Origin of the sequence: Enterococcus ureasiticus, from assembly GCF_001730285.1 — a bacterium.
In the GTDB taxonomy this organism is placed as follows: domain Bacteria; phylum Bacillota; class Bacilli; order Lactobacillales; family Enterococcaceae; genus Enterococcus_L; species Enterococcus_L ureasiticus.
Genome location: NZ_MIJZ01000013.1, coordinates 438,804 through 463,892, shown reverse-complemented (window position 1 = coordinate 463,892; position 25,089 = coordinate 438,804). Strand labels below are relative to the sequence as shown.

The following is a 25,089-nucleotide window of genomic DNA, read 5'->3' as shown; positions in this document are numbered from 1 at the left end:
TTAACAATTGATTTGGTATTGTAGTATCAAGGAAGGGGAGAGCAAGAACATGTTCGTCTTTAAACATGCTTTCTTAAATCTTAGAAGACACATTTGGAATTATTTACTAGTCGGTATCATGTTGTTTCTTTTGATTTTAGGGACAATGGTGACAAATACCATATATACTTCTGCTAAATTATTTACAAAAAATTATAGCAAAAAGTTTATGACTGTAGTAACGATTCTAGAACCAGATTTAAGTAATTCAATGCATGAAGAAAAACTAACAAAAGAACAGTATATCAAATTTGGAGAGTCTAAATATGTAACTGGAATAGAAATGATTGGCAATGTTCCGATTTCATTTGAAACATTAAAACCAGTCGGAATCCCTAGTTCAGATCAGTTCCAAAAAAATGAGAGTACCAAAACTAATTATGGTCAAACAATAACTTATTGGATAGGGGCAGAACCAGAGACATTTGTAAACATGCTCGCAGATAGTGGGATGGAAATCAACGGAGGAAGCACGGACCTAAAACAGAATGAATGCTTTGTCAGTAGTGCGTTTGCTCAGCTAAATCAGCTTAAAATAGGCGATTCGATTGAAGTGGCTTTAACAGGAAATCAAGATACTGAGAAACAAACATTGGTTGTTGCTGGAATGTATCAACCTAAAGAACAAGTTCAATCATCCGATGAAGGCAGTCTGTTCATGAGTTATCAAGGGAATGATATTTTTACGAATTGGGAAACACTGAATAGTATAAAAAATTTTGATTATTCAGGTCATAACAGCGTATCGTATGAACTAAAAAGTATGGATGATTTTGATAAATTTTTAAGCGAGATGAAAGCAAAAGGTTTGCCAAGTGATTATCAAGTGATAACAAATGAAGCAAAAATGAATTTTATTTTAAGTCCAGTTAATGGAGTAAGAACATTGGCAGGAACGATTCTGTTAGGTTTCTTGATTTTCGGTAACTTTTGGTTGGCATTATTTTCAGTTCGGAAGTTTAGAAAAAGTCAAACAGAGCTTTATGTGTTGCGCAATCTTGGAATAACGAAACAGCAAATAATCAAAAGTCGAGTGACTGAGTTGGTTATCGTTACATGTGTTAGTTTTAGTTTAGCATCCGTGATTGCAAAAGGGTTCGTGCAACCAATCGCTGATTGGCAATTAGTAAATCAAAAACGACTGATGGGAAATATTGATCAGTTATCTAGTCTAATGGCTAGCGAACAAAATGAATCCATATTATCTATTCCTATGTTGATGAATGCTCATTCTTTTATCACTATACTTGGAATGACCAGCTTATTCTTGATTACGATCATTTCCATTGATATCTATAAACTTTTTAAATTTAAACCAATTGATTTTTTGTTAGAAAGGAACTTAGACGAGTGATGATTCTCTCTCTTAAAAATATAGTATATACGAATAAGAAGAACGATGTGACTGTTTTAAATGATATAACGATCGACTTTTCGCTGGGGAAAGTTTATGGGATTTTAGGAAAACAGGGAGCAGGAAAAACCACCTTGCTAGCGCTAATTGCAGGCTTAGATACCGTTGATTCAGGCGCAATTCTTTTTAAAAACCAAAACCTTGAGGATATAGATCGAGACAATTATCGTAGGCAAGAAATAGGCACTGTTTTTCAACACTACAATGTTCTTTCAAATGAGACAGCTTTGACGACACTAAAACTTTGTATGTCAAACACTGTTACAAAAGGAAATAGCTATTTTTACGAAGCACTGAAAAAAGTAGGAATTGACGAAAAGGTAGCAAACCAAAAAATCAAAAAAATAGCTGTTTCTAATCAGCAGCGGGTATATTTGGCAAAAGCAATAATTAATGATCCCGAAATCGTTTTGATTGATGAACCTGCTGCGTCATTAAGTGAACTTTCATTAGAAATGATCATGGAGTACATACGTATATATGCAAAAAATGAAAATAAATGTGTCGTTATCAGCTCACAATCAAAAGCGATTGCTGAATATGTTGACGAATTGTGGGGATTGAATGGTGGGAAGCTATCATTTATCAAAGACAATATAGAAAATCAGCTTTAGCGGATACAACTCAATTGTTTTTATTGATTTGACTGAATAGTGTAATGATATCTAGCTAAGCTGATTTTTCATTGTTTTTTAAGTAGGAAGGAAGAATATATGAATTATTGGAATCGAGCACTGTGCAGTGTTGTAAGAAGAAAAGGGAAATCAGTTATTTTATTTGCAGTTATTTTTATATTAGGTAATGTTATTGCAGGATCAATTGCTATTCAGAAATCCACAGCAAATGTCGAAAAGAAAATCAAACATGATTTAGGTGCCACTGTTAGTGTTGAAATGGACTATGAGAAGATGATGGAAGAAGGTCAATCTTTTTCACCAACAGCGTTAAAGGTAGATGAGGTTAAAAAATTAGGTAAGTCTACATATGTAAAAGAATTTGATTACAACGTGAAGACAACTCTTTTTGTAAAAAAAATCAAAACTTATGAAATGGAAAATGCTACGACGATTGGCGGTATGCCAAAAAGCGTGACTCTTAAAGGCAATAATTTGCTAGAACCATTGGATTTTAAAGATAAAAAAGTGAACTTAGTTGAAGGCCGAACGTTTAAACAAGAGGAAATCAACAATGGAAAAGATGTTGCGATCATCTCAAAGAAATTTGCAGAAGCAAATGGGTTTAATGTTGGAGACAAGGTAGTTTTAGATAGCTCAGTTATGGATTATAAACAAGATGGATCGACAGAAGAGTTAGCGTCTCAAGATCATCCAGTCGAGATTATTGGTATATTTGAACCTACAAGTGTTGAAAAGAAAAAATCGGATGGAAAAGATCAAAAAGGCGGTATACAAGAGCAATTCATGGAAACAGAGCAATTTAATACGATATACATGCCAAATGATGCTGTTATGAATATTAACAAAGTAGAATTTGAAAAAGGAAAAGAATTAATCCCTGATCGCTATAAAAAAGCTGACGGTACAGCTATGTCAGTTGAAGATATGAATCAGATCACTCCTGTATATGTACTAAAATCTCCAGAAGACATTGAAGCTTTCAAAGAAGAATCGAAATCAGTAGTTCCGGATGGATATAAATTAACTGCTTCAAGTGATCAGTATGATCAAGTGGGCGGAACCTTCAAAAAAATGTCTCAAATTTCTGGTTATGTAGTACTTCTAGCTATTGGAGCAACATTATTGATCATTTCATTAGTGGTTATCCTGTTCTTGCGGGATCGTAAGCATGAACTAGGAATTTATCTATCATTGGGAGAAACAAGAGCGAAAGTAATGCAACAGATTCTGATTGAATTGTTGCTTATCAGTTTAGTTGCTATGTGTTTATCTTTAGTTACGGGGAATATTCTTGGGAAAATGGTCTCGGAATCTTTGATTGCCAGTGATGCATTCTCGCAAACGAGTGATGCAGCAAGCCAAGGTGGCGCGATGATGGTTAGTGGCGGAATGAATACACCAACATTAACAACGGAAGATGTTTCAAATGCTTATGAAGTGAAATTTTCAATTAGTTATATCGTGACTTTCTTGATTGCAGGATTAAGCACAGTACTTTTATCTGCGGTTTTACCTTTGACTTATGTCTTACGGTTGAATCCAAAGAAAATCATGATGTAGGAGGAAACCAATATGACAATTTTACAAGCAAAAAACGTGAGCTATTTTTACCAAGATGGAGACAAACGGCGAATGATTCTACACGATACATCGATTAATTTTGAACAAGGGCAATTTTATACGATTTTAGGTCAATCCGGTTCAGGTAAAACAACATTTCTTTCTTTAATCAGTGCATTGGATGAGCCTAAATCAGGTGAAGTATTATACAAGGGTCAGAACATCAAGGAAATTGGGCTAGAAAAGTATCGTAGAGATGATATAAGCATTATTTTTCAAAGTTACAATTTAGTTCCTTATTTAACTGCATTGGAAAATGTTTTAGTGGCGATGTCGATTACAGACAATGATATGCCTGATGATAATCGTGAAGTAGCCTATAATTTATTGGATTATATTGGCATAAATAAGGCTAAAGCAGATCGTCTGGTTGGTCAATTATCCGGTGGGGAACAGCAGCGTGTGGCAATTGCTAGAGCGTTAGCAACGAATGTTGACATTATTCTTGCTGATGAACCGACAGGAAACCTAGATGAAGGAATGGAACAGGAAATTGTCGATATCTTTAAAGATTTGGCTGAAACACATAATAAATGTGTGATTGTTGTTACCCATTCAAATGAAATAGCGAAACAATCTGATAAAACCTATTTTCTTAAGCAAGGTGAGTTGATGCTGAATGAGTGATTTTTTATCTAATTTCAATAAATCAAATTATGATAATACAAAAGAAAAAAAGACGCGGGACGACTCTGATAAAACTGAACCGATAAAACAGGAATCGGAAAATTTGTCGTCAGCTGAACCGATTGACAAAAAGACAAACGAAACACAACCAAAGATTGGGCCAACTAATGTGTCTGAACCAAAGGAAACTAAACCAGAACAAGAAACAATCCCTTCAACTCGAAGAAGTCAGACAGATGATGGAACAGAAATAGATCCGACCTATCATAAAAAAAGGAAGCAAAAATTTTTACTGATCGGAGTAGGGACCTTCGTAGCACTTTGTATCCTATATTTTGGTTATTACCAAATGACACATGTCGCACTCCCTGATTTTGCAGGAAAAGATTTAGCTGAAGCACGGACTTGGGCAACTGAAAATAAAGTCAAGTTAAAAGTAGATCAAAGCTACAGTAAAAATATAGAAGCGAACAAAGTGATTTCGCAAAAAGCAAAAAAAGGTAGTAAAATAAAAAAAGGTGCTGAACTAAAGGTTGAAGCAAGTTTAGGCGCCGATCCAGAAGAAAAATTGACCTTGCCAGATTTTATGACGATGAAAAAAGCAGAAGTAGAAAGTTGGATCAAGGAGAATAAAGCAGAAAATATTTCTTTGATCGACGAATACAGTGATACCTTGGAAAAAGGCAAAGCTAACCGCTTTGAAATCGTTAATAAAGAAGTAACAAAAGAAAATTACAAACGCAAAGATAAGGCCAATATGTATTATTCTAAAGGCAAAGAAACCTTTGAGAAAAACATTTCTGTCCCTGATTTTACGAAAAAAATGAAGACGGAAGTTGAAAGTTGGGCTAAAACAAATGATATAAAAGTGACCTATGAAGAAGCTAGTTCAGCAGATATTCCAGCAGAAAGTGTTATTTCTCAAAGCATTGCTAAAGATCAAAAAGTTGCTAAAAAAGATAGTTTAACTGTGACGGTATCGTTAGGCAAAGGCTATAATGTCCCTAATTTTGCTGACTATTCACAAGAAGAAGCAGGGACTGCTGTCGATGGATTAACAATCCAAGCTAAAAGTGTCTTTACGAGTAATGTTCCATATGGTCAATTGATTTCTCAAAGTGTCGAAGCGGGAACCCAGTTAACGAGTAAAGATGATTTGAAAGTAAAAGTCTACTATTCTGCTGGACAGCCTTATCTTAAAGACTTGAGAGGGAGTACTGTAGAAGGAGACTTACAAAAGCAATTTTATGACGAATTTCAATCTAAAGGAGCCAATATTCAATACACGATCAGGTATGTTAACTCTGCAGAACCTAAAGGTACAGTTGTGGGGATGAGTGCTTATAATTTATATGTACCATTGGAGTACACGGTGGCTTTAGATATCAGCTTAGGTAATTTAGAAGGTGCATCTAATCAAACGCCGAAAAAAGATTCTGGGAATGAAAAAGACTCAAAAGAAATGCCTTAATAATCTAGAAAATAATGGTAAAGAGAGAAATTAGGAAAGTATTTTATCCTGATTTCTTTTTTTTCGAAATAACAAAATAAGAATTTGATGAGAATTGTTTTTTGGTTTAGATTGTGGATAACCAAAATTCCTTTAATTAATCAATTACAAGATTTATAAAAGGATATAATTATTATAAAAATTGGAAAATAGATGGTTGATTTTAGTGATTAGTATTTATTGCTTCTGTAAATTTATAAGTGTCTTAATCAACATTTATGTGAATTTATAGAGAGCTGATTATAAAATAAGATTTAAATTCAGAATTTTTTTTTATTAAATGTGATAAATAATGAAGAAATGTTTAGTTGGATTTTACAATTATAAAATAAAATATATTATACGATTTTTTCTCATGAAATCCTTTTTTTACAGAGATTATCAAAGTTTTCAGTGGTTGGTATAAAATTTTGAAAAATTTTACTAAAAAAGCATGATATAATTTACACGAAAGAGTTTTTGTTAGATTAGGGGTGATAAAGTATTATGATGCGAAGGGGAGAAATCTTTTATGCAAATCTCTCACCTGTTGTTGGTTCGGAGCAAGGAGGAATTAGACCGGTATTGATTATTCAAAATAATAAGGGAAACTTATTTAGTCCGACGTTGATTGTTGCACCCATTACTAGGAATGTGAATAAGAAAATGCAGCCGACACAGGTTAAGGTAGATATACCTCATGACGATCGTATGACACCGTCATTGGTATTACTAGAACAAATCCGAACGTTGGATAAAGAACGAATCCTTCACAAAATTTGTCAGTTAGAAGAAGACGATATGCTGAAGGTCAATCAAGCACTGAAAGTAAGTATTGGCATTCGTTAAGTGGGAGTAGTACATAGGTAAAGATATACATAAATATTCGCAAACAACGGATTGAAAAAGATTGGGGAACAATCAGACTAAACGATTCGCGAATATGCTTTTTGAAAATTGAAGATTAACTAGAGCCTAAAATAAAACTGAAAATGGTTTTTGTTTTAGGCTCTAATTTTAGTCTCCTTATTCAGGTAGTATGGCTGTACTCGAAAAGAATTCTTTTGAAGTTTTTAGAATTAATCGCTATAGTAGAGTCAAAGGAGTTGATAAGGGATGAAGAAAGTTCGTTATGGCATTTTAAGTACAGCTCAAATTGTTCCTCGGTTTGTAGAAGGAATCAGAAAAAGTACTGTAGGGGAGGCGGTAGCAATCGCATCACGTACTTTTGAAAAAGCTGCGAAGATGGCAGAAGAATTGAATATTCCCAAAGCTTATGGTAGTTATGAAGAATTATGTAAGGACGAGGAAATCGATATTGTCTATGTGGCTACCTATAATAAAGGCCATTATGAAGCAGCTAAAATGGCGTTGACATATAAGAAACATGTTTTGGTTGAAAAGCCATTTACTCTGAAATTAGCTCAAGCAGAAGAATTATTTGACATGGCAGAAAAAAATGGCTGTTTCTTGATGGAAGCACAAAAATCTGTTTTTTTACCAATCAGTTTACAAGTGAAAAAGGCGATTCAACAAAATAAAATTGGCGAAGTACACTGGTTGCAATCAGTGACTTCGTATCCTAATGTCGATCATATTAGTTGGTTTCATTCATTAGATGCAGGAGGTGGAACACTGCATGGTTCAGGTAGCTATCCGTTACAATACATGCAATTTATTCTGGATCAACCAATTGTCGAATATCATGGCAACTCTACAAGGCGAAAAGGTGAAACAGATGATCAGGTAAATCTTTCTTTGAAGTTTCAAAATCAAGCACTAGGCACTATTTTTACCTCTGTGAAAGTAGATATTCCAAGTAAGATGACAATTTATGGTGAACTGGGGCGAATAGAAATTCCGTATTTCTGGAAAACTAGGCAAGCAACGATTTATTATGAAGATGGCAGGCAAGAGATACTATCAGGTGAGTTTGACAGTGAATTTATTTTTGAAGTGGAGCATGTCAATGAATGTCTGCAAAACCATTTGTTAGAAAGTCCTATTATGACCAAAAAAATGACAGTGGATACTGTAAGCTTGGTGGATCACTTCTATACTGAGTGGCTGGAAGAGGATGCTAACTCATAAAGATATTGCAATCAGAGCGCATCTATGTTAAAGTTATCCTCATGCGACGAGTTGACTCAATCAGATAGCTTCGGCTGTTCCGTTTTGACGGCTAGTGATTGACAAAACAACAGAGGCACATATGTTAAATCATACCTACCGGATGTAGGCGTGTCGGATAAATATTTTTGTGGAGAAGATGTTATCTATTTATTTTTATAAATACTGTGGCAAAAAAGAAGACTTCGGTCTTCTTTTTTGTTTTGAATTGAAGCGTAACATTAAATCCGTCGTACTGTTATATTAAACTGTTTATTAGTTTGTTTCACTAGTTGGTGCAATAAGAATTCAATAATGGATAATTTTTATTGCACTAAGAAAAAATAGTGATAAACCTTGTATGTATGCTTGGAATTCTTACAGAGTGTTTTATAAAATAACGATTTTTAGAATACAAAATTTCTAAATAAAATAGTATACTAAGAAAGTTGCACTTGTGTAAGTGCAACTTTTTTGTGTTGTTATGCAATAAAAATCACGCTATAGTTCAAGTGTAAGGAAAGAAAGTTGGTGAGTATATGTCATTGCACTTATCAAAACGGGAAATAAAAATCTTGTTATTGCTTTTAGATTTAGAAGACAGCGTTACAACAAAAGAATTAGCAGAAACCTTCCATGTTAGCGTGCGGACAATCAAATATGATTTAGAAAATGTACGTGATTGGTTCAAAGAGCAAAACGTTTTGCTTCAGACGCGACGCAATAAAGGAATTTGGCTAGAGATACCCGATTCAGAACGATTGACCTTGAAAAATGAAATTATTGAAGTGGAACGATTCGAAACCTATCCGGATCAGGAGCTGCGAGTAAATCAATTGATTTTCCGCTTATTATTAGCCTCTAAATGTTTAACTTCCCAGGAATTAGCAGAGAATTTACAAGTCAGTAGAAATACGATCATCAGCGATTTAGATCGTGTAGAGGAATTGATCCAAACGTATGGTTTGATACTTAATCGCCAAAGTCGTCAGGGATTTTCGATCATTGGTGAAGAAAGTAAAATCCGATTGTTGATGGAATACATCACACAAAAAGAAATAACTGAATATGATATTTACCAGATCATGAGTTATTTTGTCCAATCAGGCCAGCAGAAAAAAATGCAGGAAGTTCATGTTGGCGTCAATACGATTTTTCAAAAAATTTATCAAGTTGCCTTAAAGGAAATGACAGGTCTTTTAGATCCGTCTTTGTTCGATCAATTTAATTATGCTGAAATTCTTTCGATCACGTTAAGAGTGGCAATTGCAGCTTCAAGAATGCAACTCCATCATACAGTTGGCGGTTATAAAATGCTGACGAATCAAAAAGTACTACAGCAAAAGCAAGAATTACCGTTTTTATTGATGAAAAAAGTCTTTGATCATTATGAGTTACCACTTTTAGCAGATGAATATTTCTATATTTACAGTGACGTGTTTGTTGCCAATAATCAACAAGATATCGTCGGATTGACAGAAGAGCTGATCAAAGATGTATCAGAAGAAATCAATTTTCCTTTTTATAGAGATCGTCAGCTATTTACGAATCTTTTTGCTCATTTATCCTTACGTTTAACAAAGAAGCACCTTTTTATAAATGAATATAATCCTTTTGTTGATGATATCAAGGCGAAATATCCGCAATTATTTTCAGCAATTCAACTCGCCAGTCAAAGTGATATCGTAGGATCGGCATTATTGATCAATGATTCGTTTATCGCCTATATCGCCTTGCACTTTTTGGTGGCTTATGAAAAAAATCTCCATGAAGTCAATGTCGTGAGGATCGTATATGTGTGTTCAACAGGTCTAGGTGTGACAAGTTTGATTGAACAAAAAATTCTAGAAGAGGTTTCAAATGTTGAAATTGCTGGATTTGCTTCCGTTTTAAATGCTGTGGATGTAATAGAAGAAAAAAATCCAGATTTGGTTTTGAGTATTTTTCCGATCGAAATCGTTAATCGTCCTTTTGTTAAAGTGAATCCGCTACCTACAGAAGCAGATATTCACAGTATCCAAGAAGAAGTCAATAAAATTTTGACGCACACTAAAACAGGTAAAGTTCCACGTTTGATCCCACGTCAACAAGTTAAGGAAAAACAAGGGATCGAAGCGGAAAGTCGAGATATTCTTGTACGTACTTATGTGATCTATGAAGAATTACTGAAAGCATTCGCTGAAAAATTGACGCAAGAATATAAAGAAGCATTTTTGCTTCATGTGATGCTGATGGTTCATCGAATCACATTTAACAGTCAATATGAGAATGAAGGCAATATCGTGAAAGAAACATTGTTGGCTCAGCAAGAATTAGTGGAACAAATTGAACGGATTTTTGCTAAAAATGATCTAATGGTTAATCAAGCAGAAATTACTGCTTTATTGAATTATATAAGAGAGGAGTAATAAGCGTGAAGTTAAATAAAGATGCTCAAAAAATCATTGACGAAAGTCCGAATAAAGTCGCGTTGGAAGCGGCACTCGAGCAAACCAGTGGGTTGTTGGAGGAACAAGGGATTCAACCAACTGAATTACAATTGACAATCTTGATCAATCACGTCAATGAAATGATTAAACGCTCGATCGCTGGAGAAAAAATGTCCGGTGTTGATCCAGTAATGTTTGAAGAAGTATCAAAAGAAGCATTAACGATTGCTGATAAAGTTGTTCAGCATATTGGAAATCTACCGCAAGATGAAATGTATGTATTATCAATTCACTTTGAAGCAGCAAGACAAAATGAAGTCTAGTAAGAAAAATTGATGTATGGACCATCAGTACATAAATAAAAAAATGGAGGAATAAATTATGATAACAGTAGTAATCGCAGATCGCTTAGGTAAAGGTCAAAATGTTGCAAAAGGGGTAGAGGCAGCAGGTGGCAAAGCCGTTGTTGTTCCAGGTATGGGTGCAGATATGCGTTTAGGAGACGTAATGCAACAAGAAAATGCAGATTTAGGCATTTCATTTTGCGGAAGCGGCGGTGCAGGAGCCTTAACCGCTGCCACAAAATACGGTTATCCAGAACGTCATGGTATGCGCTCAATCGACGAAGGTGTAACGGCAATCAATGATGGGAAAACAGTTTTAGGTTTTGGGTTTATGGATCAAGAAGAATTAGGGAAACGTATAGTGGAAGCGTATTTGAAAAAGAACGCCTAAGCAATAAAACTGGAGGGGGAAAACCAAATGGAAAAAGTAACAATTAAAAAGCGTCAGGTCATTCAGGTCGAAGGAACAGGGAAAGAAAAAAATCTGGCTTTCGCCAATGCGCTGAATCAAATCCATAATCGTGTATTAAAGGAAAAAGATGATGTGATCGTCCGAATTGAACCATTGGATATTAAAATTGTAAGAGCAGAACAAGAAACATTCACGGAACGCTTTTTATTTTTCTTTTTACCTCGTACACGTGCGGATTATCGCGTACTGCTGGATGTTGAAGTTGAGATTACACTGATCGAGATGGAAACGATCCCGTTTGTAGAAAAAAGAGTTGCTGATCCTAATGGTCTTCCTATCCCTTTTGGAAAGAAAAAAAGAATGCATAAGGAGGCAAATTAGATGGATGTTTTAGTTGTTTTACTCAAGTCGTTATTGATTGGGGGATTAGTTGGATTTGCAGCAGGAGCAGGTGCTGCAAGAATGTTTCATGCACCAAGTACGCAAGGTTTGGGTGCTTTTAGAACATTAGGTGAGATGAATGCATGTGAAGGAGATGCGGCTAGTCATTTTTCATTTGGATTAGGTTTCTTCTTTAATGCTTGGGCATCAACAGTTGGAGCTGGAGCATTTACACAAGATGTGGATCATCGTGTTATTCCCAACTGGGCAGCCGCGGCTTTGTTAGTAAAAAATAAAAATATTGCAGAAACGATGCATAATCCTAAGAAAATGGGTATTTCAGGTACAATTATCGGGATGTTGGTCGTCGCTTTCTTAAATACAACAGCATCTGCAATTCCAGAATCGTTGCAAGTAACAGCAGTTGCAGTTTTAGTACCAGCGGCGAATCTTTTAATCAACACAGTAATGCCTGTTTTATTCTGGTTAGCAGCAATTGATGCTGGAAAACGATCTGGTCTTTGGGCAACGATTTTTGGTGGTCTGGCAACAATGATCATGGGCAATGCTGTTCCTGGTGTTGTTTTAGGTATTTTAATCGGTAAAGGAGTCGATGAAAACGGCTGGAATAAAGTAACGAAAAGTATGATGGCAGCAGTTATTCTATTATTTGTATTAAGTGCCTTTTTCCGCGGATTCGATTTGCAAATGATCGAAAGCTTCCGTTTACAAATTCCTGGTTGGCTGGAAAACATGCACGATGTCTTCAGCATTGGTAAATAATTAAAGAGAAAGAGAGGGAACTATAATGGAAGAAACATTGGAATTAGAAGGAAAAAAGAATTTTTGGTTTGCTGATTGGTCATTCCCGATTTTAGTTGGATTGTTGTCAGCAGGTGTTTTTGCTGGAACGCATATGTATTTTGTTTATGGCGTTGGGGCGTTTAATGAAGTGGCAATCGTTGCAATGTTGAAAGCTGGAATGGATGGCGGTTCTTATGGTGCTGCTGCAGCCTTTGGGGCTAGTTTCTTATTTGCTCGAATTTTGGAAGGTTCACTGGTTGGAATATTAGATATTGGTGGAGCAATCTTAACGGGGGTCGGTATTGGCGTTCCTGCAATTCTTTTGAGTATGGGAATTGAAGCACCGCTTACAAACTTTAGTATTTCATTATTAACAGGTATGCTTCTTGGAGTAGTTATCGGTGGGATTATTGTGATGATTCGTAAGTTTACAATTAATCAATCAAATTCTACATTTGGTGCAGATGTGATGATGGGGGCTGGGAATGCTTCCGGTCGTTTCTTAGGACCATTGATTATTATCAGTGCTTGCGGTGCTTCAGCTCCGATCGGTATTGGTTCAATTATTGGTGCTGTGATTTTCTATGTATGGAAAAAACCAATTGCAGGTGGCGCGATTTTAGGAGCGATGATCTTTGGTGCAATATTCCCGGTTGATTTACCTAGTTAAAGTCGATTGAAGTTGCACTTTTCTTTTAAAAACCGTTTACATTATAATGTTACCATGTTATTATGAATGGGAAATAATTTGATTTTTTATTCATACTAATTTTTTGAACGGAGGACAAAAGAAATGAATGGTTTTGTGCAGTGGATGGAAGTAAAATTGATGCCGATCGCCAATAAATTTGGCTCTCAAAGACATATGACGGCGATTAGAAAGGGACTTATTGCAACGATGCCCTTGACGATCGTGGGTGCTTTTTTTACAGTATTTCAGAATATCCCGATCGATGCTTATATGAAGTTTATTGAGCCTTATCAGGCAGTTTTGGATATTCCATCACGATATACGATGGGGATTTTAGCTTTGTATGCAACCTTTGGGATTGCTTCTTCTTTGGCGACGAGTTATAAGTTGGACTCTTTAACATGCGGGATCTTAGCTGTTATGGCCTTTTTGGTAACAGCGGCGCCTCCAACACGGGTTTTTGAAGATGTCAAAGATGTTATTGGAGCTGGACGTTATATCAATTTGGCTAATATCGGTTCTGCTTCGTTGTTTGGTGCAATCGTTACAGCGCTTGTTTCTGTTGAAATTTATCGTTTCTTTATCCAAAAGAATATTACAATTAAAATGCCAGACGGTGTTCCACCAGAAGTATCTAATTCCTTTATCGCGTTGATTCCAGGCGCTGTGATTTTATTACTATTTTGGGTGATTCGTCATGTTATTGGTTTTGATTTAAATGGTTTCTTGAGTACATTATTGATGCCACTAAAAGATACATTAGCAGGAAACAGCTTGTTTGGCGGGCTCCTTACCGTCTTCTTGATTTGTTTCTTCTGGGTATTAGGGATTCACGGGCCAGCAATTATGGGACCTGTTATCAGACCTTTCTGGGATATGTCAATTGCTGAAAATACGCTTGCTTTTCAAGAAGGCGCATCTGTTCATAACTTGCCAAATATCTTCACTGAACAATTTTTACAGTGGTTTATCTGGATCGGCGGTGCGGGTACTACCTTAGCTTTAGTCGTTTTAATGATGTTTTCTAAATCAACATACTTGAAAAGTTTAGGACGTTTGTCCTTCTTGCCAGGATTATTCAATATTAATGAACCTGTGATTTTTGGTACACCGATCGTAATGAATCCGATTTTGGGGATTCCGTTTATCGTGGCGCCATTGATCACAACAACATTTTCTTACTTCTTAACTGTTACAAATGTGATTCCGATGATGGCGGCACGTCTACCGTTTGCCATACCTGCACCGGTCGCTGCTTGGATGAGTACAAACTGGAGTGTTCCAGCGGCACTTCTTGTCTGTGTCAATTTCGCGATTACTTTGGCGATCTACTACCCGTTCTTCAAAGTATACGAAAAACAACAGTTAGACAAAGAAGCAGAAGAATTAGCGGCTGAAAAGAAAGCGAAAGCAGCAGCATAAGTAAGAAAAAAGAGAGGGAGGGTAGTAACGTTACTGCCCTCTTTGGTGATTAAGGTCATGTTAATTTGGTTCATCGTATTTTTTATTCTTAGTCAAGTAGTGATTGAAAGAAACTGGTTGCCAGAAAAATATACTGATTTACGGTTGTTACATTTATGTATTGCTTCAATTGGGTTGATTTTTATTTCGATTGTCATTGGAATTTTAGTTAAACAACCTATATTTATAGTAGGAACCGTCACTATTTTCTGTAGCTCAGTTATCTCTTGGAAATATAGAAATAAATTCGACCATATAAAGCGAGGGTAAAAGGAATGAAAAGAGCATTAGGTGTATCTGTTTATCCAGATCATAGTGATATAGAAAAAGATAAAGCTTATCTAAAAAAAGCCAGTGAATGTGGATTTTCACGAATCTTTATGAGTATGTTGGAAGTAACGGAAGGCAAAGAAGTTGTAAAAGAAAAATTCAAATCGTTGATTGCGTTCGCAAAAAATTTAGGTTATGAAACGATTTTAGATGTTGCACCGAATATTTTTGATGAGTTGCAAATTTCGTATGATGACCTGACCTTCTTTTATGAGACTGGTGCTGATGGGATTCGTTTAGATGCTGGATTTGATGGAAATAAAGAGGCAAAGCTGACGTTTAATCCATTTGATTTAGCAATTGAGTTGAATATGAGTAATGATGTGGCCTATCTTGATAATATTTTGACCTATGAAGCGAATGTTCCGTTTCTTTATGGGTGTCATAACTTTTATCCGCAAGAAGGCACAGCACTGCCTTATGATTTCTTTGAGCGTTGTAGTGTTCGTTTCAAAAGACATGGAATTCGTACAGCGGCATTTATCAATTCTCAAGCGGGAACGATCGGTCCTTGGGATGTGAACGATGGCTTACCTACACTGGAAATGCATAGACATTTGCCAGTGGATATTCAAACAAAACATTTATTTGCAACAGGATTGATTGATGATGTAATCATTGGAAATGCGTATGCATCAGATGAGGAATTAGAGCTACTTGGCAGCTTAAATCGTTATCAATTAGAATTAGTAGTAGAATTTACAAAGGATGTAACTAAGGTTGAAAAAGAAATTACTTTGACCGAACAGCACTTCCGCCGTGGCGATATCACTGACCAGGTGGTTCGTTCAACCGAAGTTCGTAAAAAATACAAAAACGATGCCAATCCGGCACATGACAATACACAAACGTTTGAAATTGGTGATGTTGTGATTGGTAATGATGCATTTGGGAAATACAAAAATGAGCTGCAAATTGTTTTACAGCCACATTCAGATGACCGTAAAAATAAAGTGGGGCAAATAACAGAGAAAGAATTGTTGTTGTTGGATTTTGTAAAACCCTGGACAAAATTTAGATTTAAAGAAAAGTAGGGATAAAATGAGTTACGACTTGATCATAAAAAATGGGCAAACCATTGAAGGAAAACCAATAGAAATAGCGATCGACGCTGGGAAAATTGCCAAAGTTGCAGATAAAATCGAAGCAGACAGCAAAGAGCTGATCGAGTTAGAGATAGGCACTTATGTATCAGCTGGATGGATCGACGATCATGTTCACTGTTTTGAAAAGATGACTTTATACTACGATTTTCCAGACGAAATTGGTGTCAAAAAAGGCGTAACAACAGTAATCGATGCTGGCACTACGGGTGCAGAAAATATCCATGAATTTTATGATTTAGCCAAACAAGCGAAAACCAATGTCTATGCTTTAGTGAATATTTCAAAATGGGGTATTGTTGAACAAGATGAGTTGGCTGATTTAAGTAAAGTCAAAGAAGAACTAGTTCATAAGGCCTTGGCTGAATTACCTGATTTTGTTGTCGGAATCAAAGCTCGTATGAGCAAAACAGTGATCGGAGACAATGGTATCACACCTTTAGAAATGGCTAAGAAGATTCAAAAAGAAAACAACAATTTACCGTTGATGGTGCATATTGGTTCTGCACCGCCTGAACTAGATGAAATTTTAGCACATATGTCAAAAGGGGATGTCTTAACTCATTGTTTCAATGGCAAACCTAACGGAATCTTAAATAAAGAAACAGATCAAATCAAAGACTTTGTCTGGACAGCCTATGATAAAGGAATTGTGTTTGATATCGGTCATGGGACAGATAGTTTTAATTTTCATGTTGCAGAAACTGCCTTAAATGAAGGGATGAAAGCAACTTCGATCAGTACAGATATTTATATCCGTAACCGTGAAAATGGGCCGGTCCATGATTTAGCGACTACTATGGAGAAACTTCGCGTCGTAGGCTATGAATGGCCTGAGATTATTGAGAAAGTTACAGCTACTCCAGCTGAAAATTTCAATTTTGACACAAAAGGACATCTAAAAGAAGGATATGATGGTGATATCACGATCTTTACGATTGAAGCAGTTCAGAAAACATTGACTGATTCAAATGGGTTCACTAGAGAAGCAAAAGAATTGATCAAACCTGTAAAAACCATTATTGGAGGAACAGTTTATGACAATTAGTTACCAAAAATTCAATCTAAAAGAAGTCATCAATGCCTCAGGTAGAATGACGATTTTAGGCGTATCAAAAGTCTCAGAAAATGTCTTAGCCGCTCAAAAATTTGGTGGGGAACATTTCTTTGAAATGAGCGAACTAAGTATTCAAACTGGTGCTTATTTAGGTAAATTATTGAAGGTCGAAGATGCTCAAGTTGTGTCTTCTGCATCAGCTGGGATCGCGCAAAGTGTCGCAGCTCTAATCGGTGAAGGCTCAGTTTATCATGCCTATCATCCATATACAGATAAAATCACGAAACGTGAAATCGTCCTGCCAAAAGGGCATAATGTAGATTATGGCACACCTGTTGAAGTGATGGTGGAGCAAGGCGGAGGACAAGTTGTTGAAGCTGGTTATGCTAATATGTGTACACCAGAACACATTGAAATGATGATTACGGATCAAACAGCTGCTATTCTTTATATTAAAAGTCATCACACCGTTCAGAAAAGTATGTTAAGTGTGGAAGAAGCCGCAATGATCGCACAAAAACACAATCTACCATTGATCGTGGATGCGGCAGCGGAAGAAGATTTATTCAAGTACATCGAAGCGGGCGCAGATCTAGTAATTTATAGCGGAGCAAAAGCTATAGAAGGGCCAAGCGCAGGACTTGTAATTGGTAAAAAAGAATACATCGAATGGATTCGCCTCCAAGGTAAAGGGATCGGACGTGCAATGAAAATCGGTAAAGACAACATTCTAGGATTCACCCAAGCAGTTGAAGATTATGTAAAAAACGGCAGTGAATCCGGCACGTCAATGCAAGCTCGCTTAACACCATTTATTGAAGGATTGAACCAAATTGAAAACATCGAAGCCAAAATTGTTCAAGATGGCGCAGGTAGAGATATTTATCGTGCCAGTATCAAAGTAAACGGCACAAAATCTGCCAAAGAAGTCATCAAAGAACTAAGGGCTGAAAGTCCAGCAATCTACACTCGAGAATACCAAGCCAATAACGGGATCATCGAATTCGATATTCGTTCAGTCAATGAAGATGAAATGAACAAGATTACTAAAAGATTACAAGAAATTATGAACTAAGGGAGAGAAAAATCATGACTTTAACACCAAACTATCTAGAAAACCGTATTTGCCTAAACGTCTTAGCTAACTCAGTAGAAAATGCGAAAGACTGTTATGAAGCCGCTGAAGGCCATATTGTTTTAGGTGTATTATCTAAAAACTACCCAACAGACGAAGCGGCAGTCGAAGATATGAAAAAATATTCAGCAGCTACCAACAACGCTTTATCAGTAGGTTTAGGCGCAGGTGATCCTAACCAAAGCCAAATGGTTTCAAGAATTTCAAAAGACTTACAACCTCAACATGTCAACCAAGTTTTCACAGGTGTGGGTACATCACGCGCGTTACTAGGGCAAAACGAAACGATCGTGAACGGTTTAGTCTCACCAACAGGCAAAGTCGGTATCGTGAATATCGCAACAGGTCCATTAAGCTCACAAGCTCCATTAGGAGAAGTAACGATCGAAACAGCCATCCGTTTATTACAAGATATGGGCGGCAGCTCGATCAAGTTCTTCCCAATGAAAGGCTTAGCACACATCGAAGAATACAAAGCAGTCGCAGAAGCTTGTGCCAAATACGATTTCTATTTAGAACCAACAGGCGGAATCGATTTAGAAAACTTTGAAGAAATCGTACAGATCGCAGTGGATGCAGGAGTGAAGAAGATTATTCCTCACGTGTACAGCTCCATCATCGATTCAGCAACAGGCGATACACGATCAGAAGATGTGAAAACATTACTAGGTATGATGAAAAACAGCTTGAAATAATAAAAGCTGAGCGAGCTCGTCCAACTCTGACAGAAAAACAGGAAAATATGAAGGTGGTGCTTTTCGCCACTATCAGATTTTATCTTTTTTCCGAAGAGTTAGCTCGTGAAGCTAGAAATAGGCAGGGATCAGAATGAAAATTGCAGCTTTTGGTGAAATAATGATGCGTTTGACCCCACCAGAATATCTAATGCTAGAACAAACCAAAGAATTACGTTTAGATTTTACAGGAACAGGTGTCAATATTTTAAGTAATCTCGCTCATTTTGGTTGTCAAACAAGCTTACTGACGAATCTTCCTGATAATCGTTTAGGTGAAGCCGCTAAAGCAAGTGTTCGCCAATTAGGTATTCAAGATCGCTGGATCGGCGTATCTGGAGATCATATTGGTTCTTATTTTGCAGAAATGGGATTTGGGCCAAGACCGACTCAGGTAACCTATCAAAATCGCCGAAATAGTTCATTTGGTGTGAGTGGGGCTTCTAGTTATGATTTTGATGCATTTTTAGCTGAAGTTGATTTAGTTCATATTTGCGGAATATCATTAAGTTTGACTGAAGAAACGCGCGAGTCTGCATTTATGTTAGCAGAAAAGGCACATTCTTTAGGAAAAAAAGTTTGTTTTGACTTTAATTTTCGCCCAAGTTTAAATGAAGAGCATGGAGTTTCATTTATGAAGGAACAATACGAAAAAATGTTACCGTATTGTGACTTGGTTTTTGGCAGTCAACGGGATTTGACTGATTTGTTAGGAATGCAACTTGATAAAACGTTGAATGCTTCGAAACAATTTGAAGCATTAGTTCAACGATTTATGACGAAATACCAGATTGAACATTTTGCTGGAACGATTCGTCAAGGTGAAGGAAGCAAACATTATTTGACGGGTTTTCTATTTGATTCAGAAAACTATGTACAAGCAGTACCAAAAGAGATCATTAACTTAGATCGGATTGGTGCTGGAGATGGTTATGCTGCAGGTGTTTTACTTGGCGTAAGTGAAGCATGGTCATTATCGGAAACAGTCGAGTTTGCTACTGCCAATGGTGTTCTAGCTCATACGATTCAAGGTGATGTGCCGCTAACAACAAGAAAACAAGTTCGACATATCATGGAACAACCAACAGTTGATCTGATTCGTTAAAGGGAAGATTAGAATGAAATAGTGTAAATGTGTTTATACTACTTTCGTTCTAGTCTTTTTTTCATTATAATGGAGAGAGGCAAGGAATTTAGCGAAACCATTTACGTGGCGAAGATAAATTGGTATGCTAAGGAAGCGGAGCTATTATTTTATACGTTATTTTTATATAGAAAAGTCTGTTTACAGGAGGAGATCGACATGACCAATGAAAATATTTGGAAAGCACTAGATGATGATGTTTTGAAAGATAGTATTCGAAAACGACCAAGTATGTACATTGGCGGGATTGGTCCGACTGGCTTGGAAAGTATGGTCTTGCAAGTGCTTGATCAGTTATTGCAATTAGCGGTTGATTTAAAACAGGCAGAGCTTTCGATCGAACTTTCAGATAATCAATTTATTTTTTCTTTTTTCAGTAAAAAAGGATTATTTTTAGATAAAATTCCAGAAGAACAGTATACACCGCCGTATCTTTTTCTATCTGTAGTCAACGCATTGTCGGAGCAATTAGGTTTTGGGATAGAAAAATTAGGCAAGCGGACGATTCAAATTTATCAAAATGGACAGTTAAACAAAAAAGCGTTGATTCCGTCAGAAGATGAAGGACAAAGGATCGAACTTGCTTTTACACCTGATGCGCTATTATTTGGCGATAAGCCTTTATCTTATTTTATTTTATTCAACCGTTGTCAAGCGTTGGCAATGTTGAATAGCGGATTGACCATTTCATTGACCGACGGAAAAAAACAGAAAAATTATTTTCATTATGAACAAGGACTTGTCGAATATATTTTTCAAAAAGACGACAGTATCACGAGGAGTGGCCAGCCTTTGATCATCAATACTATAAGTGAAGGTGTCTCGATTCAAGCAGTTATCTCAAAAAACGGCTCCACCAGTATCAAAGATAGTTTTGTCAACGGACACCTACCTTCTGATGGCGGGACACATCTTGATGGATTTATTCAAGGAACGGTGGATGCAATTAATCAGTTTCTTGAAGAAACGAACCGTTTGAAGTATTTAACGATCGATAATTTTCCAGAACGCTTTGATGTTGTGCTTTCCATCAGAGTCAAACGTCCTAGATATACTGGGGCAATCAAAAAGAAAATTAGAAATCCTGAGCTATATAAAATTGTGAAGGAAGCCGTTTTTACTGAAGTTTCTACCTTTTTAAAACGGCATCCGGCTTGGTACTTAAATTAAAAGATTGATCATTATTGAAAGGTGCACTTATGAGAATTTTTATTGACGGTGATGGTTCACCAGTAAAAGATACGGCAATTGAGGTTGCACTAGCTTATTCGATCGAAGTTGTGATTGTGACGAGCATCGATCATTATTCATTGAAAGAATATCCTAAAAATGTTTCTTTTGTCTACGTAGATAAAGGGGCTGATGCAGCAGATTATAAGATTGTTCAGTTGATTAAAACAGATGATGTTCTAGTGACACAAGATTACGGGTTAGCTTCATTGGTTCTGCCTAAAGGCGTTCGAGTTTTGCATCAATTAGGTTATGAATATACTGGAGAAAATATGGACGGGTTGCTGGAACAACGTTATTTTAGTGCGAAGGTTCGAAAAAGCGGTGGCCGTACGAAAGGTCCAAAGGCTTTTACACAAGCGGATCGTGAAAAATTTAAAGAAAATCTCGTTACGTTGATCGATGATAATATACGATAGTAGAAAATAAGGCATCCTCAAATGAATGTCTTATTTTCTTATCCAGCCAAGTAAATAAATATACTCCTCTCATTTGAAAGAACGGTAATAAAATTTTTTTCCCTGATTTCGTGATTTGTTTCTATTCGGACTAGCGCTTTTATGCTAAAATATGAAGGAGCTATTTTGAATTTATTTATTGGACTCAACAATAATGATATTTGAATCTAAATAAGTCGATTAAACGTTAAAAGTTATCTAGCTTCACAGGCTAGCTCTTCGGAAAAAAAGATAAAATCTGATAGTGGCGAAAAGCGCCACCTTCAAATTTTCCTATTTTTCAGTCAGAGCTTGGCGAGCCTGTTCAGCTTTAAAAGTTATCTAGCTTCACAGGCTAGCTCTTCGGAAAAAAGATAAAATCTGATAGTGGCGAAAAGCACCACCTTCAAATTTTCCTATTTTTCAGTCAGAGCTTGGCGAGCCTGTTCAGCTTTAAAAATTATCTAGCTTTAAGAGCTAGCCTCTTGGGGAAAAAGATAAAAAATGAATGAGACAAAAAACAGCTCAGTCATTTTTTCATATTTTCCTTTCAAGGCTAAATGAGCTCTTTCAGCTTTAAAAATTAGGAGGAAAAGCATTTGAAGATTACATTGCTATATGGTGGGAGAAGTGAGGAACATGATGTTTCTATATTGTCTGCCTATTCCGTTTTAAATGCGATCTACTATAACTATTACCAAGTTCAATTGGTTTTTATCAGCAAAAATGGTGAATGGGTAAAAGGACCTCTTTTATCAGAAAAGCCAGAGAGTCAAGATGTTCTGAAACTAACTTGGTCTGAAGATGGAGACAAGGATAAATGGGGAGAATTCACAGGCCGTGTGATTTTACCTTGTGAAATCCAAGAAGAAGATACGATCGTTTTCCCAGTATTACATGGACCAAACGGTGAAGATGGCACGATCCAAGGTTTTTTAGAAACAATCGGTATGCCTTATGTTGGTGCTGGTGTGCTAGCAAGTGCAAATGCAATGGATAAAATCATGACAAAATATCTACTGCAAACAGCTGGGATTCCACAAGTACCATTTGTTCCTGTTCTAAGAAGTGATTGGAAAGAAAATCCTAAAAAAGTCTTTGAGCAATGTGAAGGTTCATTGATTTATCCAGTATTTGTCAAACCAGCTAATATGGGCTCAAGTGTAGGGATCAGCAAAGCTGAAAATCGTGAAGAATTACAAAATGCTTTGGAAGAAGCGTACCGTTATGATTCTAGAGCGATCGTTGAGCAAGGAATCGAGGCTCGTGAGATTGAGGTCGCAATTTTAGGTAATGAAGATGTTCGAACAACCTTGCCAGGTGAGATCGTCAAGGATGTTGATTTTTATGATTACAATTCTAAATATATCGACAATCAAATCACGATGCAAATTCCAGCTGAAGTGCCAGATGAAGTGCATCAAAAAGCACAGGAATTTGCTAAAAAAGCTTATACTATTTTAGATGGTAGTGGGTTAAGTCGATGCGATTTCTTCCTGACTAGTAAAAATGAGTTATTCTTAAATGAGCTAAATACGATGCCTGGTTTTACCGAATTTAGCATGTACCCACTATTATGGGAAAATATGGGGTTGAAATACAGCGATTTGATCGAAGAATTGATTCAATTAGCCTTAAATCGTTTCAAACAAAGACAAAGTTTTTACGAAAGATAAGACGTCAAAAAAGGGAGGAGGCAAAACGCTAGAAGTTTTGTTTCAGCCCTTTTATGTATGATTAGCCACTGGAAAAAAATCAGCTGTCAAAGCGAACTTATTTTACGTTTAAAAAGGAGAGAAACTAATGAAATTAACTTTCTGGGAAGCCGCTGAAGCGACAAATGCTACTAATGATTGGAAACGATGGTCAGATTTCGAATTAACTGGTATTGAATTTGATAGCAGATTAATAACGCAAGGCAATCTTTTTGTCCCACTAAAAGGTGAAAATGACGGACATTCTTTTATTAAAAGTGCGATGGATAAAGGGGCAAAAACTGCTTTTTGGAGTTCGACAGAAACTGCTCCAGACGAATTACCGATTTTACAAGTTGCGGATACCTTAAAAGCAATGCAAGATTTAGCTGTTTACTATCTAAAGAAAATGACACCCACTGTGATTGCAGTTACAGGAAGCAATGGTAAAACAACGACAAAAGATATGACAGAAGCAGTTTTAGCTCAGCAGTTCAAAACGTATAAAACACAAGGGAATTACAATAACGATATCGGTTTACCCTATACTATTTTACATATGCCAGATGAAACAGAAAAACTGATTTTAGAAATGGGTATGGATCATGCCGATGAAATCGATTTTCTATCAAGACTAGCAAAGCCAGATATTGCTGCAATTACAATGATCGGCGAGGCGCATATTGAAAATCTTGGTTCAAGAGCAGGGATAGCAAAAGCAAAAATGGAAATCACTGCAGGATTGGTTGCTGAAGGCTTGTTGATCGTTCCAGCAGATGAACCATTACTAGTACCACTAACGAAAGAATTAACGCAAACAATCCAAACATTTGGGTTAGAACAGGCTGATTGTAAAGCCACGATTATTGAAGCACAAAAAGAATACACATCTTTTAAAATCAACGGATCAGACACATTATTTACTATTCCAGTTCCAGGGAAGTACAATGTTGGTAATGCATTGATTGCAATCATTATTGGCCAATGGTTTGACGTTTCGGAAGAAAAAATTCAAGCCGGTTTAGCTGATTTTCAATTAACTAAAAATCGCACTGAATGGTTGAAAAGTAGTACCGGGATTGAAATTTTAAGCGATGTTTATAATGCGAATCCAACGGCTATGAATTTAGTGCTGGATAGTTTTAGCCAAATGCCCACACAAGGAAAACGAGTGGCAGTTTTAGGCGATATGCTTGAATTAGGGCCAGATTCTGCTTCTATGCATGCATCAGTGAACGAGCATCTAGATCCAGCAGAGATCGCAGAGGTTGTTCTTTATGGAGCTGAAATGCATGCATTATATGATACACTTAAGACAAAATATCAGGAAAGACAACTCCATTACTTCAAAAAAGAAGAAAAACAAGCATTAACAAGTACCTTAAAATCAATTCTTGAACCAAAAGATATGGTCGTATTAAAAGCAAGTAATGGTATGGGATTAAATGAAGTAGTCACTAATTTACTTGAAATGTAGCAAGCTTTCATAAAACTTGCTGAAAATGTAAAACTATGCTAAAATAACCTATTGCCGGAAGATCGAAGTAGATAAATCGAAAGTACCTATTGAAGATACTTTTCTATCATATAAAGATTAAAAAAGCTGAACGAACTCGTTTGGCTTTTCTAGTGCCTGTAGCTTCATAAGGTGGATTTTTCGGTAACGCTAATGAGAAAATAAACTAAACCTAAGTAGAAGGTTTAATGACTCCATGAACATTTTCAAAATTAGTGAAAGTCAAATCACCTGCAACACCATTTTTAGAA

At 36.4% G+C, this 25,089-nt stretch carries 24 protein-coding genes; all 24 read left to right on the top strand.

The window, feature by feature from the left end; all coding sequences use genetic code 11:
* Positions 1-49: 49 nt before the first annotated feature.
* The 24 genes from BCR21_RS10600 to BCR21_RS10490 all read left to right on the top strand — a co-directional run bounded on the left by BCR21_RS10600 (position 50) and on the right by BCR21_RS10490 (position 24,799).
* Positions 50-1,393: an ABC transporter permease family protein gene (locus BCR21_RS10600; protein ID WP_069646425.1), complete on the top strand. Its 1,344-nt coding sequence runs from the start codon at positions 50-52 to the stop codon at positions 1,391-1,393.
* A gap of 47 nt (positions 1,394-1,440) precedes the next feature.
* Positions 1,441-2,067: an ATP-binding cassette domain-containing protein gene (locus BCR21_RS10595; RefSeq protein WP_240488089.1), complete on the top strand. Its 627-nt coding sequence runs from the start codon at positions 1,441-1,443 to the stop codon at positions 2,065-2,067.
* A 99-nt stretch (positions 2,068-2,166) separates the two neighbouring features.
* Positions 2,167-3,651, top strand: coding sequence for an ABC transporter permease (locus tag BCR21_RS10590; RefSeq protein ID WP_069646423.1), 1,485 nt, complete (start codon positions 2,167-2,169; stop codon positions 3,649-3,651).
* 12 nt (positions 3,652-3,663) lie between these two features.
* A complete protein-coding gene (locus BCR21_RS10585; RefSeq protein ID WP_069646422.1) occupies positions 3,664-4,338 on the top strand; it encodes an ABC transporter ATP-binding protein in 675 nt (224 codons plus the stop codon).
* Complete coding sequence (locus tag BCR21_RS10580) at positions 4,331-5,809, top strand: PASTA domain-containing protein (RefSeq protein WP_069646421.1); 1,479 nt, start codon at positions 4,331-4,333, stop codon at positions 5,807-5,809. Before BCR21_RS10585 ends, BCR21_RS10580 begins: the two co-directional genes overlap by 8 nt.
* 525 nt (positions 5,810-6,334) lie before the next feature.
* Positions 6,335-6,676 carry a type II toxin-antitoxin system PemK/MazF family toxin gene (locus tag BCR21_RS10575; protein ID WP_069646420.1) on the top strand — a complete coding sequence of 114 codons (342 nt, stop codon included), beginning with the start codon at positions 6,335-6,337 and terminating at the stop codon, positions 6,674-6,676.
* Positions 6,677-6,943: 267 nt separating this feature from the next.
* Positions 6,944-7,918, top strand: a complete 975-nt coding sequence (locus tag BCR21_RS10570; RefSeq protein WP_069646419.1) for a Gfo/Idh/MocA family protein — start codon at positions 6,944-6,946, stop codon at positions 7,916-7,918.
* A 557-nt stretch (positions 7,919-8,475) separates the two neighbouring features.
* The gene (locus BCR21_RS10565; RefSeq protein WP_069646418.1) at positions 8,476-10,344 is read left to right on the top strand and encodes a BglG family transcription antiterminator; all 1,869 of its coding nucleotides are present in this window, start codon (positions 8,476-8,478) and stop codon (positions 10,342-10,344) included.
* Between the two features lie 5 nt (positions 10,345-10,349).
* Positions 10,350-10,688, top strand: a complete 339-nt coding sequence (locus BCR21_RS10560; protein ID WP_069646417.1) for a PRD domain-containing protein — start codon at positions 10,350-10,352, stop codon at positions 10,686-10,688.
* Between the two features lie 58 nt (positions 10,689-10,746).
* The gene (locus tag BCR21_RS10555) at positions 10,747-11,100 is read left to right on the top strand and encodes a glycine-rich SFCGS family protein (RefSeq protein ID WP_010762575.1); all 354 of its coding nucleotides are present in this window, start codon (positions 10,747-10,749) and stop codon (positions 11,098-11,100) included.
* A gap of 27 nt (positions 11,101-11,127) precedes the next feature.
* Positions 11,128-11,502, top strand: coding sequence for a DUF4312 family protein (locus BCR21_RS10550; protein ID WP_069646416.1), 375 nt, complete (start codon positions 11,128-11,130; stop codon positions 11,500-11,502).
* A complete protein-coding gene (locus BCR21_RS10545; RefSeq protein WP_069646415.1) occupies positions 11,503-12,285 on the top strand; it encodes a DUF4311 domain-containing protein in 783 nt (260 codons plus the stop codon).
* Between the two features lie 25 nt (positions 12,286-12,310).
* The gene (locus BCR21_RS10540; protein ID WP_069646414.1) at positions 12,311-12,976 is read left to right on the top strand and encodes a DUF4310 family protein; all 666 of its coding nucleotides are present in this window, start codon (positions 12,311-12,313) and stop codon (positions 12,974-12,976) included.
* A 123-nt stretch (positions 12,977-13,099) separates the two neighbouring features.
* Positions 13,100-14,419, top strand: coding sequence for a PTS sugar transporter subunit IIC (locus BCR21_RS10535; RefSeq protein ID WP_069646413.1), 1,320 nt, complete (start codon positions 13,100-13,102; stop codon positions 14,417-14,419).
* A gap of 57 nt (positions 14,420-14,476) precedes the next feature.
* Positions 14,477-14,728, top strand: a complete 252-nt coding sequence (locus BCR21_RS16675) for a hypothetical protein (RefSeq protein ID WP_084013294.1) — start codon at positions 14,477-14,479, stop codon at positions 14,726-14,728.
* A gap of 5 nt (positions 14,729-14,733) precedes the next feature.
* Positions 14,734-15,822, top strand: coding sequence for a DUF871 domain-containing protein (locus tag BCR21_RS10530; protein ID WP_069646412.1), 1,089 nt, complete (start codon positions 14,734-14,736; stop codon positions 15,820-15,822).
* A 7-nt stretch (positions 15,823-15,829) separates the two neighbouring features.
* Positions 15,830-16,939 carry an amidohydrolase/deacetylase family metallohydrolase gene (locus BCR21_RS10525; protein ID WP_069646411.1) on the top strand — a complete coding sequence of 370 codons (1,110 nt, stop codon included), beginning with the start codon at positions 15,830-15,832 and terminating at the stop codon, positions 16,937-16,939.
* Entirely contained in the window at positions 16,929-18,023 is a 1,095-nt protein-coding gene (locus BCR21_RS10520; protein ID WP_069646410.1) for a DgaE family pyridoxal phosphate-dependent ammonia lyase, read from the top strand. Before BCR21_RS10525 ends, BCR21_RS10520 begins: the two co-directional genes overlap by 11 nt.
* A gap of 14 nt (positions 18,024-18,037) precedes the next feature.
* Positions 18,038-18,778 (top strand): 2-dehydro-3-deoxy-phosphogluconate aldolase, encoded by a 741-nt coding sequence (dagF, locus tag BCR21_RS10515; RefSeq protein WP_069646409.1) that lies wholly within the window; start codon positions 18,038-18,040, stop codon positions 18,776-18,778.
* A 133-nt stretch (positions 18,779-18,911) separates the two neighbouring features.
* On the top strand, positions 18,912-19,922 hold the full coding sequence (locus tag BCR21_RS10510; RefSeq protein ID WP_069646408.1) for a sugar kinase: 1,011 nt from the start codon (positions 18,912-18,914) through the stop codon (positions 19,920-19,922).
* 198 nt (positions 19,923-20,120) lie between these two features.
* On the top strand, positions 20,121-21,131 hold the full coding sequence (locus BCR21_RS10505) for a DNA topoisomerase IV subunit B family protein (RefSeq protein ID WP_069646407.1): 1,011 nt from the start codon (positions 20,121-20,123) through the stop codon (positions 21,129-21,131).
* 29 nt (positions 21,132-21,160) lie between these two features.
* Positions 21,161-21,610 (top strand): YaiI/YqxD family protein, encoded by a 450-nt coding sequence (locus BCR21_RS10500; RefSeq protein ID WP_069646406.1) that lies wholly within the window; start codon positions 21,161-21,163, stop codon positions 21,608-21,610.
* A 617-nt stretch (positions 21,611-22,227) separates the two neighbouring features.
* On the top strand, positions 22,228-23,304 hold the full coding sequence (locus BCR21_RS10495) for a D-alanine--D-alanine ligase (protein ID WP_069646405.1): 1,077 nt from the start codon (positions 22,228-22,230) through the stop codon (positions 23,302-23,304).
* 127 nt (positions 23,305-23,431) lie between these two features.
* Complete coding sequence (locus tag BCR21_RS10490) at positions 23,432-24,799, top strand: UDP-N-acetylmuramoyl-tripeptide--D-alanyl-D-alanine ligase (protein WP_069646404.1); 1,368 nt, start codon at positions 23,432-23,434, stop codon at positions 24,797-24,799.
* Positions 24,800-25,089: the final 290 nt, after the last annotated feature.

Bases quoted from the DNA above. Each gene is read 5' to 3' on its own strand.
- BCR21_RS10600 (WP_069646425.1), top strand. From the start codon at position 50: ATGTTCGTCTTTAAACATGCTTTCTTAAATCTTAGAAGACACATTTGG.
- BCR21_RS10590 (WP_069646423.1), top strand. From the start codon at position 2,167: ATGAATTATTGGAATCGAGCACTGTGCAGTGTTGTAAGAAGAAAAGGG.
- BCR21_RS10585 (WP_069646422.1), top strand. From the start codon at position 3,664: ATGACAATTTTACAAGCAAAAAACGTGAGCTATTTTTACCAAGATGGA.
- BCR21_RS10580 (WP_069646421.1), top strand. From the start codon at position 4,331: ATGAGTGATTTTTTATCTAATTTCAATAAATCAAATTATGATAATACA.
- BCR21_RS10575 (WP_069646420.1), top strand. From the start codon at position 6,335: ATGATGCGAAGGGGAGAAATCTTTTATGCAAATCTCTCACCTGTTGTT.
- BCR21_RS10570 (WP_069646419.1), top strand. From the start codon at position 6,944: ATGAAGAAAGTTCGTTATGGCATTTTAAGTACAGCTCAAATTGTTCCT.
- BCR21_RS10565 (WP_069646418.1), top strand. From the start codon at position 8,476: ATGTCATTGCACTTATCAAAACGGGAAATAAAAATCTTGTTATTGCTT.
- BCR21_RS10555 (WP_010762575.1), top strand. From the start codon at position 10,747: ATGATAACAGTAGTAATCGCAGATCGCTTAGGTAAAGGTCAAAATGTT.
- BCR21_RS10550 (WP_069646416.1), top strand. From the start codon at position 11,128: ATGGAAAAAGTAACAATTAAAAAGCGTCAGGTCATTCAGGTCGAAGGA.
- BCR21_RS10545 (WP_069646415.1), top strand. From the start codon at position 11,503: ATGGATGTTTTAGTTGTTTTACTCAAGTCGTTATTGATTGGGGGATTA.
- BCR21_RS10540 (WP_069646414.1), top strand. From the start codon at position 12,311: ATGGAAGAAACATTGGAATTAGAAGGAAAAAAGAATTTTTGGTTTGCT.
- BCR21_RS10535 (WP_069646413.1), top strand. From the start codon at position 13,100: ATGAATGGTTTTGTGCAGTGGATGGAAGTAAAATTGATGCCGATCGCC.
- BCR21_RS16675 (WP_084013294.1), top strand. From the start codon at position 14,477: ATGTTAATTTGGTTCATCGTATTTTTTATTCTTAGTCAAGTAGTGATT.
- BCR21_RS10530 (WP_069646412.1), top strand. From the start codon at position 14,734: ATGAAAAGAGCATTAGGTGTATCTGTTTATCCAGATCATAGTGATATA.
- BCR21_RS10525 (WP_069646411.1), top strand. From the start codon at position 15,830: ATGAGTTACGACTTGATCATAAAAAATGGGCAAACCATTGAAGGAAAA.
- BCR21_RS10520 (WP_069646410.1), top strand. From the start codon at position 16,929: ATGACAATTAGTTACCAAAAATTCAATCTAAAAGAAGTCATCAATGCC.
- dagF (WP_069646409.1), top strand. From the start codon at position 18,038: ATGACTTTAACACCAAACTATCTAGAAAACCGTATTTGCCTAAACGTC.
- BCR21_RS10510 (WP_069646408.1), top strand. From the start codon at position 18,912: ATGAAAATTGCAGCTTTTGGTGAAATAATGATGCGTTTGACCCCACCA.
- BCR21_RS10505 (WP_069646407.1), top strand. From the start codon at position 20,121: ATGACCAATGAAAATATTTGGAAAGCACTAGATGATGATGTTTTGAAA.
- BCR21_RS10500 (WP_069646406.1), top strand. From the start codon at position 21,161: ATGAGAATTTTTATTGACGGTGATGGTTCACCAGTAAAAGATACGGCA.
- BCR21_RS10490 (WP_069646404.1), top strand. From the start codon at position 23,432: ATGAAATTAACTTTCTGGGAAGCCGCTGAAGCGACAAATGCTACTAAT.